Origin of the sequence: Serratia sp. AXJ-M, assembly GCF_046531865.1 — a bacterium.
In the GTDB taxonomy this organism is placed as follows: Bacteria; Pseudomonadota; Gammaproteobacteria; order Enterobacterales; family Enterobacteriaceae; genus Serratia; species Serratia liquefaciens.
In genome coordinates, this window is record NZ_CP059394.1 from 4,122,672 (window position 1) to 4,143,275 (window position 20,604).

The following is a 20,604-nucleotide window of genomic DNA, read 5'->3' on the forward strand; positions in this document are numbered from 1 at the left end:
TACCCTGGGCGCGGCAGCCTGTCGCGCCCTATTCGCTGATTTCAATCCCGCTAAACTGTAAAAAACGCTCGGCGGTCCGTGGCAGCGGCTGCGGCCAAACACAGTACACCTGACGCCGTGGACCATCTTCTATCGGAATCGACACCAGCGTGCTCAAGCGCTGCGCCGTCGAAATCGGCACAATGCCCGTCGCCAACCCACGGCGTACCAAATTCTCCAGCCATTCGATATGGTCAATCTCAAAACTGACGTGACGCTTGATGCCTGCAGCCTGAAACGCGCGGTCAGTCTGGCGCCGGGCACCGGTCCCGCTGTAAAAGTCCACCAGCGGCACTTCCGACAAGGTTTGCAAATTCACGCGTTCCCGACTGGCTAACGGGTGTTGTGGTGACACCAACGCCACCAGTGGCTCGTCGGTCAGTTGCCGGTGGGACACCGGCAGCATATCGATATCCCCTGGCCAGAGGCCGACAAACGCCACATCGGTCTTTTGCTGCCGAACGTCTTCCAACAGCTCTTCACTCATGCCCACGTACAGCCGGATATTCACTGCGGGATAATGGCGGTGAAAGTTACCCAATTTTTCGGTCAGATCAATCGCGTTTATGGTGGAAATTGTGCCGATGGTCAGGGTACCGGAAACCGTGCCGCTGGCGGCGACAACCTCCTCCACCAGCATCTGTTTTGCCGCCAGCAGCCGCTGCGCCGGTTGAATAAATGCCTGCCCGGCGGTGGTCAACCTGACCCGGCGCGAAGTACGCTCAAACAATGCACAGCCCAGCTCCTCTTCCAATTTGGCGATCTGGTGGCTGAGCGCCGATTGCACCGTATGACAGCGCTGCGCCGCCCGGGTAAAACTCTGCTCTTCGGCAACCGCCAGCGCAAAACGAATCTGTTTCAGGTTCATTCATTTATCTCTAAATGAGATTAATCAGATGAAAATTATACATTGGTTTAACCCGCTGTCCTGCCCGATACTTGCACCACTTTTTCTTGTGATTGAAACCAATGAGCCAACAAAATTCACCTCCAGGTCTCAGCTCGGCACTGATTGTGCTGATCGCCATCGCCACCGGTTTGGCTGTCGCCAGTAACTACTACGCGCAGCCACTGCTGGAAACCATCGCCCAAAACTTTGGGCTATCGGTCAATCAGGCCGGTTTTATCGTCACCGCCGCCCAAATGGGCTACGCCGTAGGCCTGCTGCTGCTGGTGCCGCTCGGCGATATGTTTGAACGTCGTGGGCTGATCGTGTTTATGACGCTGCTGGCCGCCGGAGGCATGCTGATCACCGCCAGCTCCACCACGCTGCCGATGATGATCCTGGGGACGGCCCTCACCGGGTTGTTCTCGGTAGTGGCGCAAATTTTGGTGCCGTTGGCCGCTACGTTGGCACACCCGGAAAAACGCGGGAAAACCGTTGGCATCATTATGAGCGGCCTGCTGCTCGGCATTCTCTTGGCACGTACCGTAGCGGGTGCACTGGCTTCAATCGGCGGTTGGCGCACCATTTACTGGGTGGCCAGCGTGCTGATGATCCTGATGGCGTTGATCTTGTGGCGCGCGCTGCCACGTTACAAACAGCACTCCGGACTGAATTACCCTCAGTTGCTGAAGTCTATTTTCACCCTGTTTTGCGGTTCACCGCTGCTGCGAACCCGTGCAGTGCTCGGTGCGCTGTCCTTTGCCAACTTCAGCGTGCTCTGGACCTCAATGGCCTTCCTGTTGGCGGCCCCGCCTTTTGGTTATTCCGAAGGGGTCATCGGCCTGTTCGGACTGGTGGGGGCCGCCGGAGCGTTGGCCGCCTCCCGTGCCGGGCATTTGGCGGATCAGGGCAAGGCGGGATTAACCACTACGGTAGGCCTGGTACTGCTGCTGCTGTCGTGGATACCTATCGCTTTCGCTAAACAATCGCTGTGGGCCCTGATCGTCGGTATTCTGATCCTCGATCTGGCCGTGCAGGCCGTGCACGTTACCAACCAGAGCGTGATTTATCGCATTATGCCGGAAGCGCGCAATCGCCTGACGGCCGGCTACATGACCAGCTATTTTATCGGCGGCGCTCTGGGTTCGCTGCTGTCTGCCTCAGCCTATCAGCACGCGGGGTGGACAGGGGTCGCTGCAGCAGGGAGCATTTTGTGCCTGTTTAACCTGCTCACCTGGTGGTTGGGCAAGCGCCATGATCCCCAGGGACCGGCGGCCATCTGATTAGCACGCGAATAGTCATAGCGGAAATTTATTAGCGGCGCAGGGTATAAACATTACTTACTCTCTGGTAATGTTCTGGGGATAAACTATTGGTTCCCTATATACCCTGCGATTCAAATACATTATGCAAAGCCAAGCTGCAGAAAGTATCAATCCCCCAGCCGTCAGTTCCACCTTCACCCACGGCATTGTCGACAGTTTACCGATCGTTATCGGCTATGTGCCGGTGGCTTTTGCGTTTGGCCTTAGCGCCGTTAAGCTGGGGTTCTCCCCGCTAGAGAGCATTTTCTTCTCCTGCATCATCTATGCGGGCGCCAGCCAGTTCGTGATCACCGCCTTGCTAAGCGCCGGTATGTCACTGTGGGTTTCCGCGCTGACCGTGATGGCAATGGATATACGGCACCTGTTGTATGGTCCTGCTTTGCGCCATCGCATCGTCTCGCGCATGTCGGGCGGCAAAACTGCGCTCTGGGCCTTTGGCCTGACTGATGAAGTGTTCGCCGCCGCCACCGCTAAATTGATGCGCAATAACCGCAGTTGGAGCGAGAACTGGATGATCGGCATCTCGCTTTGCTCCTGGCTGTCTTGGGTCGCAGGCACCGCGCTGGGTGCCGTGTTCGGCAATGGGCCACTAGAGCAGTTCCCGGTGATTGAAGCCTCATTATCCTTTATGTTGCCGGCGCTGTTCCTCAGCTTCCTGCTGGCGGCATTCAAACGCCCGCAAAGCCTGACCATCGCCGCCGCGCTGGCCGGCGCGCTGCTTGGCGTAGTGCTGTTCTCTATCCCAGTGGCCATTTTGGCCGGCATCAGCGCCGGTTGTATCGCAGCCCTGTTCCAACCCTCGGCAACGGAGTCCATTGATGAACACTGATGTGCTGGTGATCGGCCTGGTGGTCGGCTGTGCTAATTATCTGTTCCGCTACTTACCCTTGCGTTTGGCGCCTGCGCGGGCACAACCGGGAATCAAACGCGGTAAAACCGCACTGTTGCTCGACAGCATCGGCATCGCCTCAATCTGCGCGTTGCTGGTGGTTTCCAGCACCCCGGTAGTGATGCGTGAACCGGACAAGCTATGGCCGACATTGGCCGGTTTCGCCGCGCTGGGCCTGTGTTTTTACCGAACCAAAAGCATCATTTTGTCGACGCTGATTGGCGCGGCATCCTTTGGCATTACATTAAAGTTATTTATGATTTTCAGTCAGGGTAACCTTTAATCTTAGGCAGCACGTCGCATTAACCCTTTTGCTTAAAGTGGGTTTATTGACAATCCGCTGACAAATGACACGAATTGCTAAATTAATCACCCTGCTGAACATTTACATTATTAATCACTATCGTTACTATCTCGGACGAAACTAATGAGGCCCAAAATTATGGAAAGCTCGTTTGCTCCCATTGAACAAATGCTTAATTTCCGCGCCAAGCGTCAGAAAGATTTCCCTTATCAGGAAATCCTGCTGACCCGCCTGTGCATGCACATGCAAAGCAAGCTGCTGGAAAACCGCAATAAAATGCTGAAAGCACAAGGGATTAACGAAACATTGTTTATGGCGCTGATTACCCTGGATGCGCAGGAAAGCCACAGCATTCAGCCTTCTGAGCTAAGCTCTGCCCTGGGCTCGTCACGGACCAATGCCACGCGCATTGCCGACGAACTTGAGAAACGCGGTTGGATTGAACGCCGTGAAAGCGACAACGATCGTCGCTGCCTGCACCTGCACATGACGCCGCAGGGAGAAGAGTTTCTCAATCAATTGCTGCCACCGCAGCACAAGTGTCTGCATTTCCTGTGGTCCACGCTGAACGATGATGAACAGCAACAGCTTGAAAAGCTGACGCGTAAGCTGTTGACGCGCCTGGACCAGATGGAAGTTACAGAACAGTTATCCCAATAATTTCTGTTCAGGTACATACATACTATGCGATCCCCATTTAACTGGAGATTCACCCCACTGTTCGCCGTATTACTGCTGGCCGGGTGTGCGTCTACCGATAATATTGCCCCGCAATCCACCCTGATGGATCCGCAGGCTCTGCAGCTTGCGCAGCCGAAGGTCAGCTCGTTGAACGTCAGCCCGCAGTGGTGGCGCGCGCTTAACGACCAGCAACTTGACGCGCTGATGACCCAGACGCTGCAAAGCTCCCCTTCGCTGCGACAGGCAGCGGCACGCGTACGCGAAGCACAAAGCGTAATGGGGGAAGCCAGTGCCGCCAACGGGCCGAATCTGGATCTCAACGCCAGCAGCAACCGCCAGAAAGTGCCGCAAAACGTGAACCTGGGGCTGGGGTATCCTCATCAACCGATCTACGAAACCTCCAACTCGCTAGGGCTGAACCTGGCCTATGAATTCGACTGGTGGGGCAAATACCGCAACCAGGTCAACGCCGCCAAGGCACAGGTCGATGCGGCCCGCGCCGAGCAGGAACAGGCCGCGTTGACGCTGACCAGTTCGGTAGCCTCCGCCTATTACCAGTTGCAGAGCAATTTCGCGCTTGAAAAGCTGTTGCAGCAGGAAGTGGACAACAACCAACGCCTGGCTGACTTGCGCCAACAGCAATACAAGGCCGGCATCACCGGCGTTGATGTTCCGCAACAAACCCAGGCGCAAGCCGACGGCGCCAAGCAGCAGATCCTGCAACTGCAATCGCAGATTGAACAGCTCAGACACCAACTGGCTGCGCTGGCAGGCCAGGGCCCGAACGCCATGCAGCACCTGCGCCCGGTGGCCCTTCCCGCCAGCAATTTAATGGCGCCAAAAGGTGAACTGACCGCCGATCTGCTCGGTAAACGTCCGGATATCGCCGCACAGCGCCAGTTGGTGGAGTCCTATAACCAGCGCGTCAGCGCCGCCCGTAAAGAATTTTACCCCAGCCTGACCATTTCAGCCTTTGCCGGCCTGACCACCACCAACACCAGTGGGACCAGCCCGAATCTGTTTGAAGCGGCCAGCCAGGCCTGGAACGTGATGCCGGCAATTTCATTGCCGATCTTTCACGCCGGTGCGCTGCGCAGCAAGCTGGGTGAGGAGTCCGCGCTGTATGACCAAGCGGTGGAGTCCTATAACCAAACCATCCTGAATGCCGTGCAGGAAACCGCCGATGCCATCACCGTCCAACAAAGCACTGCGCAACAGCAGCTGCAGGCGGCATCTGCGTCCGAATCGATGCAACAGGTGTACCGCGTCGCTAACGCTCGATACCAGGCAGGGATTATCGGGCGCGACCAGTTGTTGACCAGCCAAACGCAGCTTTTGCAGCAGCAGCAGGCGGAACTGAATGCCAGCAGCAATTTGCTGCAGGCGAAGATAGGACTGATCCGTGCGCTGGGCGGTGGCTATCAGGCCCCGGCCGCTACGGGTTCAAAAGCATAATAAAATAGAGAGCTTGGAGAACACCATGAGCGCAAGCGCGGAGACTCAAAACCCGCAGCAACCGGCAGGTAAAAAGAAGCAGCGTAAATTTTGGCTGCTGCTGCTGACGGTTATTTTCATCGTTATTGGGGTGGCATATTTAGTCTATTGGTTCCTGGTGTTACGTCATCATCAGGAAACCGACGACGCCTATGTTTCCGGAAACCAGGTCCAGATCATGGCCCAGGTGAACGGCAGCGTTAACCGCGTCAACTTCGACAATACCGACTATGTGAAACAGGGTGACGTGTTGATTACCCTTGATCCGACCGATGCCGAACAGGCGCTGGAACGCGCCAAAACCGGCCTGGCCAATAGCGTGCGTCAGACCCACCAGCTGATCATCAACAGCAAGCAGTATCAGGCCAATATTGCCCTGCGCAAGTCTGACCTGAGCAAGGCTGAAAACGATCTGAAACGCCGCGTCGTGCTCGGCAGCGTTGACGCTATCGGCCGTGAAGAGCTGCAACATGCTCGCGATGCAGTCGACAGCGCCAAGGCGGCGTTGGAAGTGGCGGTGCAGCAATACAACGCTAACCAGGCGATGGTATTGAATACCCCGCTGGAGCAGCAGCCGGCCATTCAACAGGCCGCAGCGCAAATGCGTGACGCCTGGCTGGCATTGCAACGGACCAAAATCATCAGCCCGATCACCGGTTATGTCTCACGCCGCAGCGTACAGGTTGGCGCGCAAATCGCCGCCGGTTCCCCGCTGATGGCGGTAGTGCCAGCCGATCACATCTGGGTTGATGCCAACTTCAAAGAAACCCAAATCGCCAATATGCGTATCGGCCAGTCGGCTACCGTAGTCAGTGACATTTACGGTGATGACGTGGTGTACAACGGTAAAGTGGTCGGTATCGATATGGGTACCGGAAGCGCCTTCTCGCTGCTGCCTGCGCAGAACGCCACCGGTAACTGGATCAAGGTGGTTCAGCGTCTGCCGGTACGTATTGAACTGGACGCCAAGCAAATCGCCGATCATCCGCTGCGTATCGGTCTGTCGACCCTGGTTAAAGTTGACACCACCAATCTGGACGGCCGCGTGCTGTCTGACGTGGTGCGCGACAAACCGCTGTACCAAAGCGACGCCCTGGCGTTGAACCTGGCACCGGTAAACCAAATGATCGCCGACGTGATCCATGCGAATGCCGGTTAAGCGCGCGGGAGGCTACCTTGGCACAGAAACCGCTTGAAGGCGCTCAGCTCGCCTGGATGACGGTCGCGCTTGCCCTGGCGACCTTTATGCAGGTGCTGGACTCCACCATTGCCAACGTGGCGATCCCAACCATTGCGGGTAACCTCGGGTCTTCCAACTCGCAGGGAACCTGGGTGATCACCTCGTTTGGCGTGGCGAACGCCATTTCCATCCCGATCACCGGCTGGTTGGCAAAGCGCATCGGTGAAGTGCGGTTGTTCCTTTGGTCTACCGCGCTGTTCGTACTCGCCTCCTGGCTGTGCGGCATTTCCAACAGCCTGGGCATGCTGATCTTCTTCCGCGTGATCCAGGGTGTGGTCGCAGGGCCGTTGATCCCGCTGTCGCAGAGTCTGTTGCTGAACAACTATCCGCCCGCCAAGCGAGCGATGGCCCTGGCACTATGGTCGATGACGGTGATCGTTGCGCCCATTTTCGGGCCTATCCTCGGCGGTTATATCAGTGACAACTATCACTGGGGCTGGATCTTCTTCATCAACATCCCGATCGGTGCCGTGGTGATCCTGGTGGCGATGTCGACGCTGAAAGGCAGGGAAACCAAAACCGAGATCAAACCGATCGATACCGTCGGTCTGGTGCTGCTGATCGTCGGTATAGGATCTTTGCAGGTGATGCTCGATCAGGGCAAGGAGCTCGACTGGTTCAACTCGACCGAGATCATCGTTCTGACGGTGGTGGCGGTGGTGGCGCTGCTGTTCCTGATTGTCTGGGAACTGACGGACGACCACCCGGTGGTGGATTTGTCACTGTTCAAATCGCGCAACTTTACCGTCGGCTGCCTGTGTATCAGCCTGGCCTACATGCTGTACTTCGGCGCCATTGTGCTATTGCCGCAGTTGCTGCAGGAGGTTTATGGCTATACCGCCACCTGGGCAGGGCTGGCTTCGGCACCCGTCGGGTTGATACCGGTATTGCTGTCGCCGATCATCGGCAAGTTCGGCAACCGGCTCGATATGAGACGATTGGTGACCTTCAGTTTCATTATGTATGCGGTGTGCTTCTACTGGCGCGCCTATACCTTTGAACCGGGAATGGACTTCGGCGCCTCGGCCTGGCCGCAGTTTATTCAGGGCTTCGCCATCGCCTGCTTCTTTATGCCATTGACCACCATTACGCTGTCCGGCCTGCCGCCGGAGCGCATGGCGGCGGCATCGAGCCTGTCGAACTTTACTCGAACACTGGCGGGGTCGATCGGGACATCGATCACCACGACCTTGTGGACCCAGCGAGAATCGCAGCATCACTCGCAGCTGACGGAGTTTGTGAATCCTTACAACCCACAGTCGCAAGAGATGTACCGGCAGTTGGAACAAATTGGCATGAGCAAGCAGCAGGCTTCGGCCTACATCGCCAACGAGATCACCGCGCAGGGGCTGATTATCTCCGCCAACGAGATCTTCTGGCTGTCGGCCGGGGTGTTCCTGGTCCTGCTGGTGCTGGTCTGGGTGGCGAAACCGCCGTTCAGCTCCGGCGGCGGGGGCGGCGGCGCTCACTAAACCAGAGAAAGCAAAACGGGCGCCCAGAGGCGCCCGTTTTTTATTTATATCGTTGCAGCCAGGCGACGGATATTAAGCCTGGTTTTGACGCCACCAATCGGCCAGCAAAATGCCGGTCGCGACCGATACGTTCAGGCTTTCTACCTTGCCGGTACCGCCGATAGACACGTTCATATCACCCTGCTGCCAGGCGCTGTCGCTCAGGCCATCACGCTCCTGCCCCAACACCAGCACCATTTTGGCCGGCAGCTTAGCCTGTGCCAATGGGGTGCCTTTATGGCTAGATGTGGTCACGATGGCGTAACCGGCCTTGCGGAAAGTATCCAGCACCGACAGGAAGTCATCTGCGCTGATCGCCTTGATGTGTTCCGCGCCGCCTTCTGCGGTACGTACCGCCGCACCGGACTCCAGCAATGCCGGATCCTGCAACAGAACGCCATTCACGCCAAAGTGTGCGCAAGAACGGACGATAGCGCCCAGGTTGTGCGGGTTGCCCACCTCTTCCAATGCCAGCACGCAGTCTTTCGCCGGTGCTTCTTTCAGATAGGTTTGCGCATCCAGGCCCTGACGTTTTTTGATCAGGAAGCATACGCCGCCGTGGTGCTCGGTGCCGGACGCTTTGGCCAGTTCTTCTTCATCTACCACGTGGTAGGCTTTGCGGTTGGCTGCCATCCAGCGCAGCGCTTCACGAAAACGCGGCGTGACCGACTGCACGAACCAGGCGCGGACGATCGCGTCCGGACGACTGGTAAACAGCGCCTGACAGGCGTTTTCACCGTACACGCGGGTTTCTTCCGCACGCTGGCGACGCAGTTGCTCTGGATCGATAAAGCTTTTGCCGCTGATGCCACCGTGATCGAACGCCGGCTCTTCTTCCGGACCACGAGACACGGTTTTCCATGGCGAATCATAACCGCCACGGTCTTCAGTACGCGCTGGACGGCGAGGACGATCGCTTTCACTGCGGCGGGAATCAGAGCCAGAGCCACGGCGATCGTTGTTACCGCGCGGCTTGTCCTGACCGGTACGGCCCGAAGAGCGAGCACCGTCTGCCGGACGGCCTTTACCGGCCGGACGCTTATTCTTGTTACGGTCGTCGCCGTTACTGTCGTCGTCACTGCGGACGTACATCACTTTAACTTTACCGTTCTTGCCACTAAATGAATCGTTCATTTTCTTCTCCACCAACGCGCAGGGCGCGAAGATTACCTGATGTTGGGGTGCTAAGCCACCTACTTGCGCTAAAAGCTAACAACTATCGTATTCATTGAACAAACCTCTTTGTTCATTGACGCGCTTTTAACGATAATAAGCAGCATTAAAGATACATCTCCGCAACCCGAATGCGGTATGTCGTGCTTTCCCAGTATCCGAGGTCATCATGAATACAGTTTGTCCCGCTTGTAATGCCACCAACCGCGTACCTGAAGATCGTGTGGCTGACGGCGCAAAATGCGGCCGTTGCGGCCATGCGCTTTTTGACGGTGAAGTGATCAATGCCACCGCCGCGACACTGGACGCGCTGCTGCAGGATGGCCTGCCGGTGGTGGTCGACTTTTGGGCACCGTGGTGTGGTCCTTGCGTCAGCTTTGCGCCGATCTTCGAAGACGTTGCCGAAGAGCGCGCCGGTAAAGTCCGCTTCGTAAAAGTGAATACCGAGGCTGAACCGGAACTGAGCGCCCGTTTCCGCATCCGCAGTATCCCGACCATTATGCTCTTCCGCGACGGAAAAATGGTCGACATGCTCAATGGCGCCATGCCGAAAACGCCGTTTGATAACTGGCTCAATGAACTAGTTTAACGCAGAAAGTCCAGGCGGTGTTGCCCATTGTCAATGACACCGCCGCATTTCAAACCGGCCCGAACGCTCCCGTCGGGCTTTTTTCTGCGTTACAATGGCGTTTTTTCCCCGGGATCTTTATGACCGACAACGCCGTACTTCGCCTGCGCCAGTTTCGCCTGGAACGATCAACCCGCCCTTTTCTGGCGCGTGGCAACCGCATTACGCGTTGTCAGGGGTGTCTGCTGCCACAAAAAAACTGCCTGTGTGACACTATCCAGCCGCAGCCGGCCGCCAGCCGTTTTTGCCTGATCATGTTTGGCGCAGAACCGCTCAAACCAAGCAATACCGGCAGATTGATCGCCGATATTCTGCCGGACACCCAGGCGTTTCTTTGGTCACGTACCGAGGTTGACCCTGGCCTGCTGGCGGCGATTAACGATCCCGAACGTCAGCCTTACGTGGTGTTTCCCGCATCTTATGCCGCCCCTGAACGACCGGTATTCAGCGAACTGCCCGTCGGTGGCAAACCGCCGCTGTTTATTATGCTCGATGGCACCTGGACCGAGGCGAGCAAGATGTTCCGCAAAAGCCCGTACCTCAATCAGTTTCCGGTGTTTTCGCTCAATGTTACCGCTGCCTCAAATTACCAACTGCGTGAAGCCAGCCGCACCGAGCAGCACTGCACCGCGGAAGTGGCGACAGCGCTGTTGCAACAGGCCGGTGATACCGCCGCGGCCGACGGCCTGGCTGAGCATTTTCGCTACTTCCGTCAACAGTATCTGGCAGGGAAACCTACTCGCCCGGAGGCATCGGTCACAGCAAAGCCGTTGTAAAACGCCTAGAATCAAGGCGGTAATGTTGCCTATAGCCAATAGCATTCGAAAGACAGGTAGGCGGCAACTGAACGCATCCCAAGGAGCTTAGTTAACTAAGTGACCAGGGTGAGAGAGGGCAGCCAACACCCCTGTCTTTTGAAGGATAACGGATATAAAGGAGCCGTGCATGAGCCAGCGAGGGTTAGAAGCGCTTTTACGTCCTAAATCGATTGCCGTTCTCGGCGCTTCACAGCAGCCTGGCCGCGCCGGCAACCTGATGATGAGCAACCTGCTGGCCGGCGGCTTCAACGGGCCGGTCATGCCCGTCACGCCGCGTTATAAGGCGGTATGCGGAGTCATGGCCTACCCGGACGTCGCCAGCCTGCCGCTCAGCCCCGATCTGGCCATACTGTGTACCCATGCGCATCGCAATCTGGCCTTGATTGAGGATTTGGGCAAACGCGGCTGCAAAACGGCCATTGTGCTCTCCTCGCCGCCAGAACAGTTCGCCGAGCTGAAAGCCTGCGCGCAGCGTTATTCTATGCGCCTGCTGGGGCCGAACAGCCTGGGCCTGCTGGCCCCCTGGCAAGGCATCAACGCCAGTTTCTCGCCGGTACCGATCCTCAAGGGCAAGCTGGCGTTTATTTCCCAGTCCGCCGCGGTGGCCAATACCATTCTCGACTGGGCACAGCAACGCGAAGTCGGCTTTTCCTATTTTATCGCGCTGGGCGACAGCCTGGATATTGACGTCGACGACCTGCTGGATTTTCTGGCACGCGACAGTAAAACCAGCGCCATCCTGCTGTATCTGGAAAACATCAGCGATGCGCGCCGCTTTTTATCTGCCTCGCGCAGTGCTTCGCGCAACAAACCCATTCTGGTGGTCAAAAGCGGACGCAGTCAGCAGGCCCAGCTGTTGCTCAACAGTCAGCAGGGGCTGGATGCCGCTTACGATGCCGCAATCCAACGCGCCGGTTTACTGCGCGTACAGGATACCCACGAGCTGTTCTCGGCAGTGGAAACGCTGAGCCATATGCATCCGTTGCGCGGAGAGCGGTTGATGATCGTCAGCAACGGTGCGGCACCGGCGGCAATGGCGTTGGACGAACTGCTGGGGCGCAACGGCAAGCTGGCGCCGCTGGGAGACGAGATCCTGGCGCAGTTGGGTGCCGCCTTGCCCGACTTTATACGCGCCGGCAACCCGATTGACCTGCGAGACGATGCAACACCGCAGCGCTATCTGGCGGCGGTCAAGACCCTGCTCGACAGCCACGACTACGACGCTTTATTGCTGATCCACGCACCTAGCGCGGCAGCCCCAGGCACCCTGACCGCCGAACGTATTATCGAGGCCGTGCGTCAGCACCCGCGTGGCAAACGCGTGACTTTGCTGACCAACTGGTGCGGCGAGTACTCTTCGCAAGAAGCCCGCCGGTTATTTACCGAAGCCGGTATTCCCACCTACCGAACGCCGGAAGGTGCAGTAACCGCGTTTATGCATATGGTGGAATATCGCCGTAATCAGAAACAGCTTAAAGAAACCCCGGCGCTTCCGGTCGGTTTGACGGCCAACACCGCCGACGCTCACCGATTGATTCAGCAGGCGCTGGCGGAAGGCGCAACGCAGCTCGATACCCACGAGGTACAGTCGATTCTAAAGGCCTATGACCTGACGACGCTGCCTACCTGGATTGCCGAAGACAGCGCCGAAGCCGTGCATATTGCCGAGCAAATTGGCTATCCGGTGGCCCTGAAGCTGCGCTCCCCCGATATTCCGCACAAGTCTGAAGTTCAGGGTGTAATGCTCTATTTGCGCACCGCTACCGAGGTACAACGCGCCGCTGAGGCAATTCTCGACCGCGTTAAACGTACCTATCCACAAGCGCGCATTCACGGCCTGCTGGTTCAGAGCATGGCCAACCGCGCCGGAGCGCAGGAGCTTCGTATCGCGGTGGAGCAAGATGCCATTTTCGGCCCGCTGATCATGCTGGGTGAAGGCGGTATCGAATGGCGCCAGGAAAATCAGGTCGCCGTAGCGCTGCCGCCGCTGAATATGGCGCTGGCACGTTATCTGGTATTGCAGGCGGTGAAAGGCGGAAAAATTCGCGGCCGCAGCGCTTTACGACCGCTGGATATCCCTGGACTGAGCCGCTTGCTGGTGCAGGTGTCCAATCTGATCCTCGACTGCCCGGAAATTACCCGTCTGGATATCCACCCGGTTCTGGCCTCTGGCAGCGAATTCACCCTGCTCGACGTTTCCATGCAGCTTGCTCCGTTCGAAGGTGATCCGCAGGCACGCTTGGCGATCCGTCCTTACCCTCATGAGCTGGAAGAAACCATCGGATTGAAAGACGGCTCGCAATGCCTGTTCAGGCCAATCCTGCCGGAAGATGAACCCGCGCTGAAACACTTTATCGATCGCGTGACCAAGGAAGATCTCTACTATCGCTACTTCAGTGAGATCAACGAGTTTACCCATGACGATTTGGCTAACATGACGCAGATCGACTACGATCGGGAGATGGCTTTTGTCGCGGTGCGGGATGACCAAATCATTGGCGTAACACGTGCCCTCTCCGACCCGGATAATACCGACGCGGAATTTGCCGTGCTGGTGCGTTCAGATCTGAAAGGGCTCGGTCTGGGGCGTCAACTGTTGGAAAAAATGATTGCCTATGCCCGCGCCCACGGGTTGGCCCGCCTGACCGGCATCACCATGCCTAATAACCGCGGAATGATAGCGCTGGCGCAACGGCTGGGCTTTGGCATCGATGTGCAGCTTGAGGACGGTATCGTCAATTTGACCCTGCCGCTGCAGGCGGAAGAAGCGCAGTGACCTGTGTCGCAATGCGCTACGAATCCACCACTTAACGCCAAAACATACGCACAATCGGGACAACTAGTGGTATTATCGCCCGATTATTCGATTTACTGTTTTCCCGTATTTGGCGTTCCGGCCATCTAATCATGAGAGAAGAAGCGCACTGTGATGTTGTCAAAATTTAAACGTAGCAAACATCAACAACACCTTGCACAACTGCCCAAACTCCCCCAGACGGTAGCTGATGTACGTACTTTGTACACACCGTCTGATTACCGTGCCACGCTGCTGGAATTGATCGCTAACGCCACCCAACGCATTTATCTGGTCGCTCTGTATCTGGAGCATGACGACGCCGGACGCGATATTCTCAACGCGCTTTATCAAGCCAAGCAGCGGTGCCCGGCGCTGGAGATTTGCATTCTGGTCGACTGGCATCGTGCCCAGCGTGGGCGCATCGGCGCCGCGGCCGCCAATACCAACGCCGATTGGTATTGCTCAATGGCAGACCAGCACCCAGAGCTTGCCGTGCCAATCTACGGCGTGCCGGTGAATACCCGCGAAGCCCTGGGCGTGTTGCACCTGAAAGGTTTTGTGATCGACGATACCGTGGTTTACAGCGGTGCCAGCATCAATGACGTTTACCTGCATCAGCATGAGAAATACCGCTACGATCGTTACCAGTTGATCACCAATGGCGAATTGGCCAATACCATGATCGATTACATCAAGCAGCACCTGCTGACCGCCGGTGCCGTGCAACGTTTGGATCGTGACGATCGTCCCAAGAGCCCGGAGATCAAAAACGAAACTCGCTTATTTCGTTTCGGTCTGCGCCGAGCCGGTTATCAGTTTCGCAACCAGGCGGGCAACGATGAGCTGGCGGTAACGCCGCTGGTTGGGCTGGGTAAGCAAAGCGTGTTGAATAAAACCATTCACCATCTGATGTCCTGTGCCGATCAGAAACTGACGCTGTGCACCCCTTACTTCAACCTGCCGGCCCTGCTGGTGCGCAATATCATCTATCTGCTGCGCCAAGGCAAACAGGTGGAAATTATTGTGGGCGACAAAACCGCCAATGATTTCTATATTCCGGAAGATCAGCCGTTCAAAATTATCGGCGCCCTGCCTTATCTGTACGAAATCAACCTGCGACGCTTTCTCAGCCGCTTGCAGCGCTACGTCGATACCGGCCAGTTGATTGTTCGCCTGTGGAAAGACGGCGATAACAGCTACCACCTGAAAGGCATGTGGGTGGATGACGAATGGCAGTTGATTACCGGTAATAACCTCAATCCGCGCGCCTGGCGGCTGGATCTGGAAAATGCCATTCTGATCCACGATCCCAAGCAGGAGATGCGTGAGCAACGGCATAAAGAGCTGGAGTGCATCCGCACTCACACCACCGTGGTGGGGAACTACCTGGAACTGCAAAGCATCCAGCAGTACCCGATCAAAGTGCGCAAGCTGATCCGCCGTCTGCGCCGTATCCGTATTGACCGGTTGATTAGCCGTATACTGTAATCCCGCTATAATTTAGCTATCGCAGACCCCGGCCTATGCCGGGGTCAGATTGTTGACAAAGGGGAATAAAAGCGTGGTTTTTCCCCCTTTGTGTCATCAGCCGAAAATCAATAAATTGATTTTCCTGATTTATTTTCAAAACCTTTAACGCCTGCTGACAAACATTATATGTTTTTCAGCAGTCTCACCCCGGCCTATGCCGGGGTTTTTATGTGTCATGACAACAGGATGTTTTCATTATGCGCCCACTCCGCTGCCTGGCCGTGCTCCCCTTTTTATTGCTCACCAGCGGCTGTACCCACCTGGCAAATGACAGCTGGACCGGGAAAGACAAGGCACAACACTTTGTCGCCTCTGCGGCTTTCGCTGCCGCCGGTGCGGCTTATGGCGATCATCAAAACTGGAATGAGGCACGCAGCCGCAGCTTTGGCCTGATGTTTTCAATCGGGCTCGGCGCCGCCAAAGAACTGTATGACAGTCGCGAAGGCGGCACCGGCTGGAGTTGGAAAGATTTTGCCTGGGATGTCGCGGGAGCAGCGACCGGCTATAGCCTTTACCACGCAACCCGCTGATTCACAGCTGGATCTCTTTCCCTTTGCGGTGCAAGCGAAGAGAAACGATCAGCGCCAGCAGACACATGCCGGAAACATACCAGAAGAAGGCATTCTCGAAGCCAAACGACTTCAGCGACAGTGCAACATATTCCGCCGACCCGCCAAACATCGCATTAGCCACCGCATAAGACAGGCCAACGCCTAACGCACGCACCTCCGGCGGGAACATTTCAGCCTTCAGCAGCCCGCTGATCGAGGTATAAAAACTGACGATAAATAACGCCAGCACAATCAGACCGAAGGCCGCATAAGGGTTGCTGACATTTTTCAGCGTCAGCAAGATAGGCACGGTCAGCAAGGTCGCCAACGAGGCAAAGATCAGCATTGAACTGCGGCGACCGATCTTGTCTGACAATGCCCCGACCAAGGGCTGCAGCAGCATGTAGATAAAGAGTGCAGCGGTCATAATGCCGCTGGCCAGCTTGGCGTCCATCCCGGAAGTATTGACCAAGTACTTTTGCATATAGGTCGTGAAAGTATAAAAACTCAGCGAACCACCGGCGGTAAAGCCCAACACCATCAGGAAGGCTTTACGGTTTTTCCACAGCCCCTTCAGTGAACCCGCATCTTTATGGTTACGGGTTTTGGCATCGGAGGTTTCATTCAGCGACCGACGCAGATATAACGCCACTACCGCCAATACCGCGCCAATCGCAAAGGGAATACGCCAGCCCCAAGCCTTTAGTTCCTCTGCGGAGAGGATTTGCTGCAGAGCCACCAGAACCAGTAACGCCAACAGTTGGCCACCAATCAGCGTGACATACTGGAAAGAAGCATAGAAACCACGTCGCCCTTTTATTGCCACCTCGCTCATATAGGTGGCGCTGGTACCGTACTCACCGCCGACCGACAGGCCCTGGAACAGACGCGCAACCAACAGTAGCACCGGAGCCCAACTTCCGATCGACTCATAGGTCGGTAAACAGGCGATCACCAGCGATCCAGCACACATCATGCAAACAGAGATCAGCATCGAGTTTTTGCGACCATGCTTATCGGCAATATAACCGAACAACCAGCCGCCGATCGGGCGCATGAAGAAACCGGCGGCGAACACGCCGGCAGTTTGTAGCAATTGGGTGGTGCTGTTACCGGCGGGGAAAAATGAAGCGGCAAAGTAGATAGAACAGAAGGAATAGACGTAAAAATCAAACCACTCCACCAGGTTACCCGATGAAGCGCCAACAATAGCGAAAATGCGTTTCTTTTTGTCCTGTACTGCCGGGTCGACGGTATTTCCATCCTCAATGGCCGAGGTTGTTTCTGTCATTTTCTATTCTCCGAGCCAGATAAACCGTGAAGTCGGCGTCCTGCCGTTTAAATGTAACTCAATTGTTAATATTGAGTTAACAATTAAAACAAATAGCGGGCGAAGAATATAGCGTGATTTTTGTGATGCGCATTGAAGACTGGCGTGAAAATTGGGCGAAATAACAGAAAATATTTATATAGCGGGCATAGCAAAAAGGCCATCCTTGCGGATGGCCTCTTGGCTTATTTGATGCCTGGCAGTGTCCTACTCTCGCATGGGGAGACCCCACACTACCATCGGCGCTACGGCGTTTCACTTCTGAGTTCGGCATGGGGTCAGGTGGGACCACCGCGCTATTGCCGCCAGGCAAATTCTGTTTCATTCCAACCGCTACTCCCGCAGCCATTGAAACCAATCTCGGAACTCGCTGAAAATCTCTACAATCTCTCTAAAACACCTTTGGTGTTGTAAGGTTAAGCCTCACGGATCATTAGTACTGGTTAGCTCAATGCATCGCTGCACTTACACACCCAGCCTATCAACGTCTTAGTCTTAAACGTTCCTTCAGGGACCTTAAAGGCCCAGGGAAGACTCATCTCGAGGCAAGTTTCGCGCTTAGATGCTTTCAGCGCTTATCTTTTCCGCACTTAGCTACCGGGCAGTGCCATTGGCATGACAACCCGAACACCAGTGGTGCGTTCACTCCGGTCCTCTCGTACTAGGAGCAACCCCTCTCAATCTTCCAACGCCCACGGCAGATAGGGACCGAACTGTCTCACGACGTTCTAAACCCAGCTCGCGTACCACTTTAAATGGCGAACAGCCATACCCTTGGGACCTACTTCAGCCCCAGGATGTGATGAGCCGACATCGAGGTGCCAAACACCGCCGTCGATATGAACTCTTGGGCGGTATCAGCCTGTTATCCCCGGAGTACCTTTTATCCGTTGAGCGATGGCCCTTCCATTCAGAACCACCGGATCACTAAGACCTACTTTCGTACCTGCTCGAGCCGTCACTCTCGCAGTCAAGCTAGCTTATGCCTTTGCACTAACCTCACGATGTCCGACCGTGATTAGCTAACCTTCGTGCTCCTCCGTTACTCTTTGGGAGGAGACCGCCCCAGTCAAACTACCCACCAGACACTGTCCTCACCCCGGATTACGGGGCCGAGTTAGAACATCAAACATTAAAGGGTGGTATTTCAAGGTTGGCTCCACGCAGACTGGCGTCCACGCTTCAAAGCCTCCCACCTATCCTACACATCAAGGCTCAATGTTCAGTGTCAAGCTATAGTAAAGGTTCACGGGGTCTTTCCGTCTTGCCGCGGGTACACTGCATCTTCACAGCGAGTTCAATTTCACTGAGTCTCGGGTGGAGACAGCCTGGCCATCATTACGCCATTCGTGCAGGTCGGAACTTACCCGACAAGGAATTTCGCTACCTTAGGACCGTTATAGTTACGGCCGCCGTTTACTGGGGCTTCGATCAAGAGCTTCGCCTTGCGGCTGACCCCATCAATTAACCTTCCAGCACCGGGCAGGCGTCACACCGTATACGTCCACTTTCGTGTTTGCACAGTGCTGTGTTTTTATTAAACAGTTGCAGCCAGCTGGTATCTGCGACTGGCTTCAGCTCCGAGAGCAAGTCTCTTCACCTACGCGCCAGCGTGCCTTCTCCCGAAGTTACGGCACCATTTTGCCTAGTTCCTTCACCCGAGTTCTCTCAAGCGCCTTGGTATTCTCTACCTGACCACCTGTGTCGGTTTGGGGTACGATTCTGTGTTACCTGATGCTTAGAGGCTTTTCCTGGAAGCTTGGCATCAACTACTTCTGCACCGTAGTGCATCGTCATCACGCCTCAGGGTTATAAGTAACCGGATTTACCAGGTCACTCCCCCTACACGCTTAAACCGGGACAACCGTCGCCCGGCTAGCCTAGCCTTCTCCGTCCCCCCTTCGCAGTAACACCGAGTACAGGAATATTAACCTGTTTCCCATCGACTACGCCTTTCGGCCTCGCCTTAGGGGTCGACTCACCCTGCCCCGATTAACGTTGGACAGGAACCCTTGGTCTTCCGGCGAGCGGGCTTTTCACCCGCTTTATCGTTACTTATGTCAGCATTCGCACTTCTGATACCTCCAGCAACCCTCACAGGTCACCTTCAACGGCTTACAGAACGCTCCCCTACCCAACAACGCCTAAGCGTCGCTGCCGCAGCTTCGGTGCATGGTTTAGCCCCGTTACATCTTCCGCGCAGGCCGACTCGACCAGTGAGCTATTACGCTTTCTTTAAATGATGGCTGCTTCTAAGCCAACATCCTGGCTGTCTATGCCTTCCCACATCGTTTCCCACTTAACCATGACTTTGGGACCTTAGCTGGCGGTCTGGGTTGTTTCCCTCTTCACGACGGACGTTAGCACCCGCCGTGTGTCTCCCGTGATAACATTCTTCGGTATTCGGAGTTTGCATCGGTTTGGTAAGCCGGGATGGCCCCCTAGCCGAAACAGTGCTCTACCCCCGAAGATGAGTTCACGAGGCGCTACCTAAATAGCTTTCGGGGAGAACCAGCTATCTCCCGGTTTGATTGGCCTTTCACCCCCAGCCACAAGTCATCCGCTAATTTTTCAACATTAGTCGGTTCGGTCCTCCAGTTAGTGTTACCCAACCTTCAACCTGCCCATGGCTAGATCACCGGGTTTCGGGTCTATACCTTGCAACTATTCGCCCAGTTAAGACTCGGTTTCCCTACGGCTCCCCTATACGGTTAACCTTGCTACAAAATATAAGTCGCTGACCCATTATACAAAAGGTACGCAGTCACACCACGAAGGTGCTCCCACTGCTTGTACGTACACGGTTTCAGGTTCTATTTCACTCCCCTCGCCGGGGTTCTTTTCGCCTTTCCCTCACGGTACTGGTTCACTATCGGTCAGTCAGGAGTATTTAGCCTTGGAGGATGGTCCCCCCATATTCAGACAGGATGTCACGTGTCCCGCCCTACTCATCGAACTCACAATTAATGTATTTTAGTGTACGGGACTATCACCCTTTACTGTGCGACTTTCCAGACGCTTCCACTAACACAAGAACTGATTCAGGTTCTGGGCTCCTCCCCGTTCGCTCGCCGCTACTGGGGGAATCTCGGTTGATTTCTTTTCCTCGGGGTACTTAGATGTTTCAGTTCCCCCGGTTCGCCTCATACGACTATGTATTCATCGTATGATAGTGCAACGAATTGCACTGGGTTTCCCCATTCGGGTATCGCCGGTTATTACGGTTCATATCACCTTACCGACGCTTATCGCAGATTAGCACGCCCTTCATCGCCTCTGACTGCCTAGGCATCCACCGTGTACGCTTAGTCACTTAACCTCACAACCCGAAGGTGTTTCCACTTTCGTGCTGCTACATTTGAGAGACTCTATGACAGGTTAATCCTTACCCCAATACTTCTACGGAGG

Annotated in this window: 15 protein-coding genes and 2 rRNA genes; 12 read left to right on the forward strand and 5 right to left on the reverse strand. The window is 55.7% G+C overall.

What is annotated here, in order from left to right; all coding sequences use genetic code 11:
• Positions 1 to 28: 28 nt before the first annotated feature.
• Positions 29 to 907 carry a LysR family transcriptional regulator gene (locus tag H0S68_RS19355; RefSeq protein WP_020828314.1) on the reverse strand — a complete coding sequence of 293 codons (879 nt, stop codon included), beginning with the start codon at positions 905 to 907 and terminating at the stop codon, positions 29 to 31.
• A gap of 101 nt (positions 908 to 1,008) precedes the next feature.
• Between H0S68_RS19355 and H0S68_RS19360 the strand changes: the two genes are divergently transcribed.
• From H0S68_RS19360 to emrB, 7 genes are all read left to right on the forward strand, one after another.
• A complete protein-coding gene (locus H0S68_RS19360) occupies positions 1,009 to 2,208 on the forward strand; it encodes an MFS transporter (RefSeq protein ID WP_410528969.1) in 1,200 nt (399 codons plus the stop codon).
• Between the two features lie 124 nt (positions 2,209 to 2,332).
• A complete protein-coding gene (locus H0S68_RS19365; protein ID WP_116691877.1) occupies positions 2,333 to 3,079 on the forward strand; it encodes an AzlC family ABC transporter permease in 747 nt (248 codons plus the stop codon).
• On the forward strand, positions 3,069 to 3,422 hold the full coding sequence (gene ygaH, locus H0S68_RS19370) for an L-valine transporter subunit YgaH (RefSeq protein WP_116691876.1): 354 nt from the start codon (positions 3,069 to 3,071) through the stop codon (positions 3,420 to 3,422). Before H0S68_RS19365 ends, ygaH begins: the two co-directional genes overlap by 11 nt.
• 159 nt (positions 3,423 to 3,581) lie before the next feature.
• A complete protein-coding gene (gene mprA, locus H0S68_RS19375) occupies positions 3,582 to 4,103 on the forward strand; it encodes a transcriptional repressor MprA (RefSeq protein ID WP_020828318.1) in 522 nt (173 codons plus the stop codon).
• A 24-nt stretch (positions 4,104 to 4,127) separates the two neighbouring features.
• Complete coding sequence (locus tag H0S68_RS19380) at positions 4,128 to 5,579, forward strand: efflux transporter outer membrane subunit (protein WP_122080065.1); 1,452 nt, start codon at positions 4,128 to 4,130, stop codon at positions 5,577 to 5,579.
• 25 nt (positions 5,580 to 5,604) lie between these two features.
• Entirely contained in the window at positions 5,605 to 6,777 is a 1,173-nt protein-coding gene (gene emrA, locus H0S68_RS19385) for a multidrug efflux MFS transporter periplasmic adaptor subunit EmrA (protein ID WP_046372788.1), read from the forward strand.
• A 17-nt stretch (positions 6,778 to 6,794) separates the two neighbouring features.
• Positions 6,795 to 8,330 (forward strand): multidrug efflux MFS transporter permease subunit EmrB, encoded by a 1,536-nt coding sequence (gene emrB, locus H0S68_RS19390; protein ID WP_048761023.1) that lies wholly within the window; start codon positions 6,795 to 6,797, stop codon positions 8,328 to 8,330.
• Between the two features lie 72 nt (positions 8,331 to 8,402).
• On the opposite strand, the gene H0S68_RS19395 is transcribed toward emrB, so the two are convergent.
• Complete coding sequence (locus H0S68_RS19395) at positions 8,403 to 9,503, reverse strand: tRNA/rRNA methyltransferase (protein WP_201896064.1); 1,101 nt, start codon at positions 9,501 to 9,503, stop codon at positions 8,403 to 8,405.
• 208 nt (positions 9,504 to 9,711) lie between these two features.
• Between H0S68_RS19395 and trxC the strand changes: the two genes are divergently transcribed.
• From trxC to H0S68_RS19420, 5 genes are all read left to right on the forward strand, one after another.
• The gene (trxC, locus tag H0S68_RS19400) at positions 9,712 to 10,131 is read left to right on the forward strand and encodes a thioredoxin TrxC (RefSeq protein WP_041414882.1); all 420 of its coding nucleotides are present in this window, start codon (positions 9,712 to 9,714) and stop codon (positions 10,129 to 10,131) included.
• 119 nt (positions 10,132 to 10,250) lie between these two features.
• Positions 10,251 to 10,946 (forward strand): tRNA-uridine aminocarboxypropyltransferase, encoded by a 696-nt coding sequence (locus H0S68_RS19405; protein ID WP_142814526.1) that lies wholly within the window; start codon positions 10,251 to 10,253, stop codon positions 10,944 to 10,946.
• A gap of 169 nt (positions 10,947 to 11,115) precedes the next feature.
• A complete protein-coding gene (locus H0S68_RS19410) occupies positions 11,116 to 13,764 on the forward strand; it encodes a GNAT family N-acetyltransferase (RefSeq protein WP_410528970.1) in 2,649 nt (882 codons plus the stop codon).
• Between the two features lie 153 nt (positions 13,765 to 13,917).
• Positions 13,918 to 15,273, forward strand: a complete 1,356-nt coding sequence (gene pssA / locus H0S68_RS19415; protein ID WP_020828326.1) for a CDP-diacylglycerol--serine O-phosphatidyltransferase — start codon at positions 13,918 to 13,920, stop codon at positions 15,271 to 15,273.
• A gap of 239 nt (positions 15,274 to 15,512) precedes the next feature.
• Positions 15,513 to 15,845 (forward strand): YfiM family lipoprotein, encoded by a 333-nt coding sequence (locus tag H0S68_RS19420; RefSeq protein WP_020828327.1) that lies wholly within the window; start codon positions 15,513 to 15,515, stop codon positions 15,843 to 15,845.
• A gap of 1 nt (position 15,846) precedes the next feature.
• Here the strand turns inward: H0S68_RS19420 and H0S68_RS19425 are convergent, their stop codons facing one another.
• From H0S68_RS19425 to H0S68_RS19435, 3 genes are all read right to left on the reverse strand, one after another.
• Positions 15,847 to 17,157 carry an MFS family transporter gene (locus tag H0S68_RS19425; RefSeq protein ID WP_020828328.1) on the reverse strand — a complete coding sequence of 437 codons (1,311 nt, stop codon included), beginning with the start codon at positions 17,155 to 17,157 and terminating at the stop codon, positions 15,847 to 15,849.
• Positions 17,158 to 17,390: 233 nt separating this feature from the next.
• A 5S ribosomal RNA gene (gene rrf, locus H0S68_RS19430) occupies positions 17,391 to 17,506 on the reverse strand.
• A 102-nt stretch (positions 17,507 to 17,608) separates the two neighbouring features.
• Positions 17,609 to 20,515 (reverse strand): 23S ribosomal RNA (locus tag H0S68_RS19435).
• Between the last annotated feature and the right edge of the window lie 89 nt (positions 20,516 to 20,604).

Coding starts and splice junctions, on each gene's coding strand:
- H0S68_RS19420 (WP_020828327.1), top strand. CDS start 15,513: ATGCGCCCACTCCGCTGCCTGGCCGTGCTCCCCTTTTTATTGCTCACC.
- emrA (WP_046372788.1), top strand. CDS start 5,605: ATGAGCGCAAGCGCGGAGACTCAAAACCCGCAGCAACCGGCAGGTAAA.
- ygaH (WP_116691876.1), top strand. CDS start 3,069: ATGAACACTGATGTGCTGGTGATCGGCCTGGTGGTCGGCTGTGCTAAT.
- H0S68_RS19380 (WP_122080065.1), top strand. CDS start 4,128: ATGCGATCCCCATTTAACTGGAGATTCACCCCACTGTTCGCCGTATTA.
- H0S68_RS19425 (WP_020828328.1), bottom strand. CDS start 17,157: ATGACAGAAACAACCTCGGCCATTGAGGATGGAAATACCGTCGACCCG.
- trxC (WP_041414882.1), top strand. CDS start 9,712: ATGAATACAGTTTGTCCCGCTTGTAATGCCACCAACCGCGTACCTGAA.
- H0S68_RS19405 (WP_142814526.1), top strand. CDS start 10,251: ATGACCGACAACGCCGTACTTCGCCTGCGCCAGTTTCGCCTGGAACGA.
- H0S68_RS19355 (WP_020828314.1), bottom strand. CDS start 907: ATGAACCTGAAACAGATTCGTTTTGCGCTGGCGGTTGCCGAAGAGCAG.
- H0S68_RS19395 (WP_201896064.1), bottom strand. CDS start 9,503: ATGAACGATTCATTTAGTGGCAAGAACGGTAAAGTTAAAGTGATGTAC.
- H0S68_RS19365 (WP_116691877.1), top strand. CDS start 2,333: ATGCAAAGCCAAGCTGCAGAAAGTATCAATCCCCCAGCCGTCAGTTCC.
- H0S68_RS19410 (WP_410528970.1), top strand. CDS start 11,116: ATGAGCCAGCGAGGGTTAGAAGCGCTTTTACGTCCTAAATCGATTGCC.
- mprA (WP_020828318.1), top strand. CDS start 3,582: ATGGAAAGCTCGTTTGCTCCCATTGAACAAATGCTTAATTTCCGCGCC.
- pssA (WP_020828326.1), top strand. CDS start 13,918: ATGTTGTCAAAATTTAAACGTAGCAAACATCAACAACACCTTGCACAA.
- H0S68_RS19360 (WP_410528969.1), top strand. CDS start 1,009: ATGAGCCAACAAAATTCACCTCCAGGTCTCAGCTCGGCACTGATTGTG.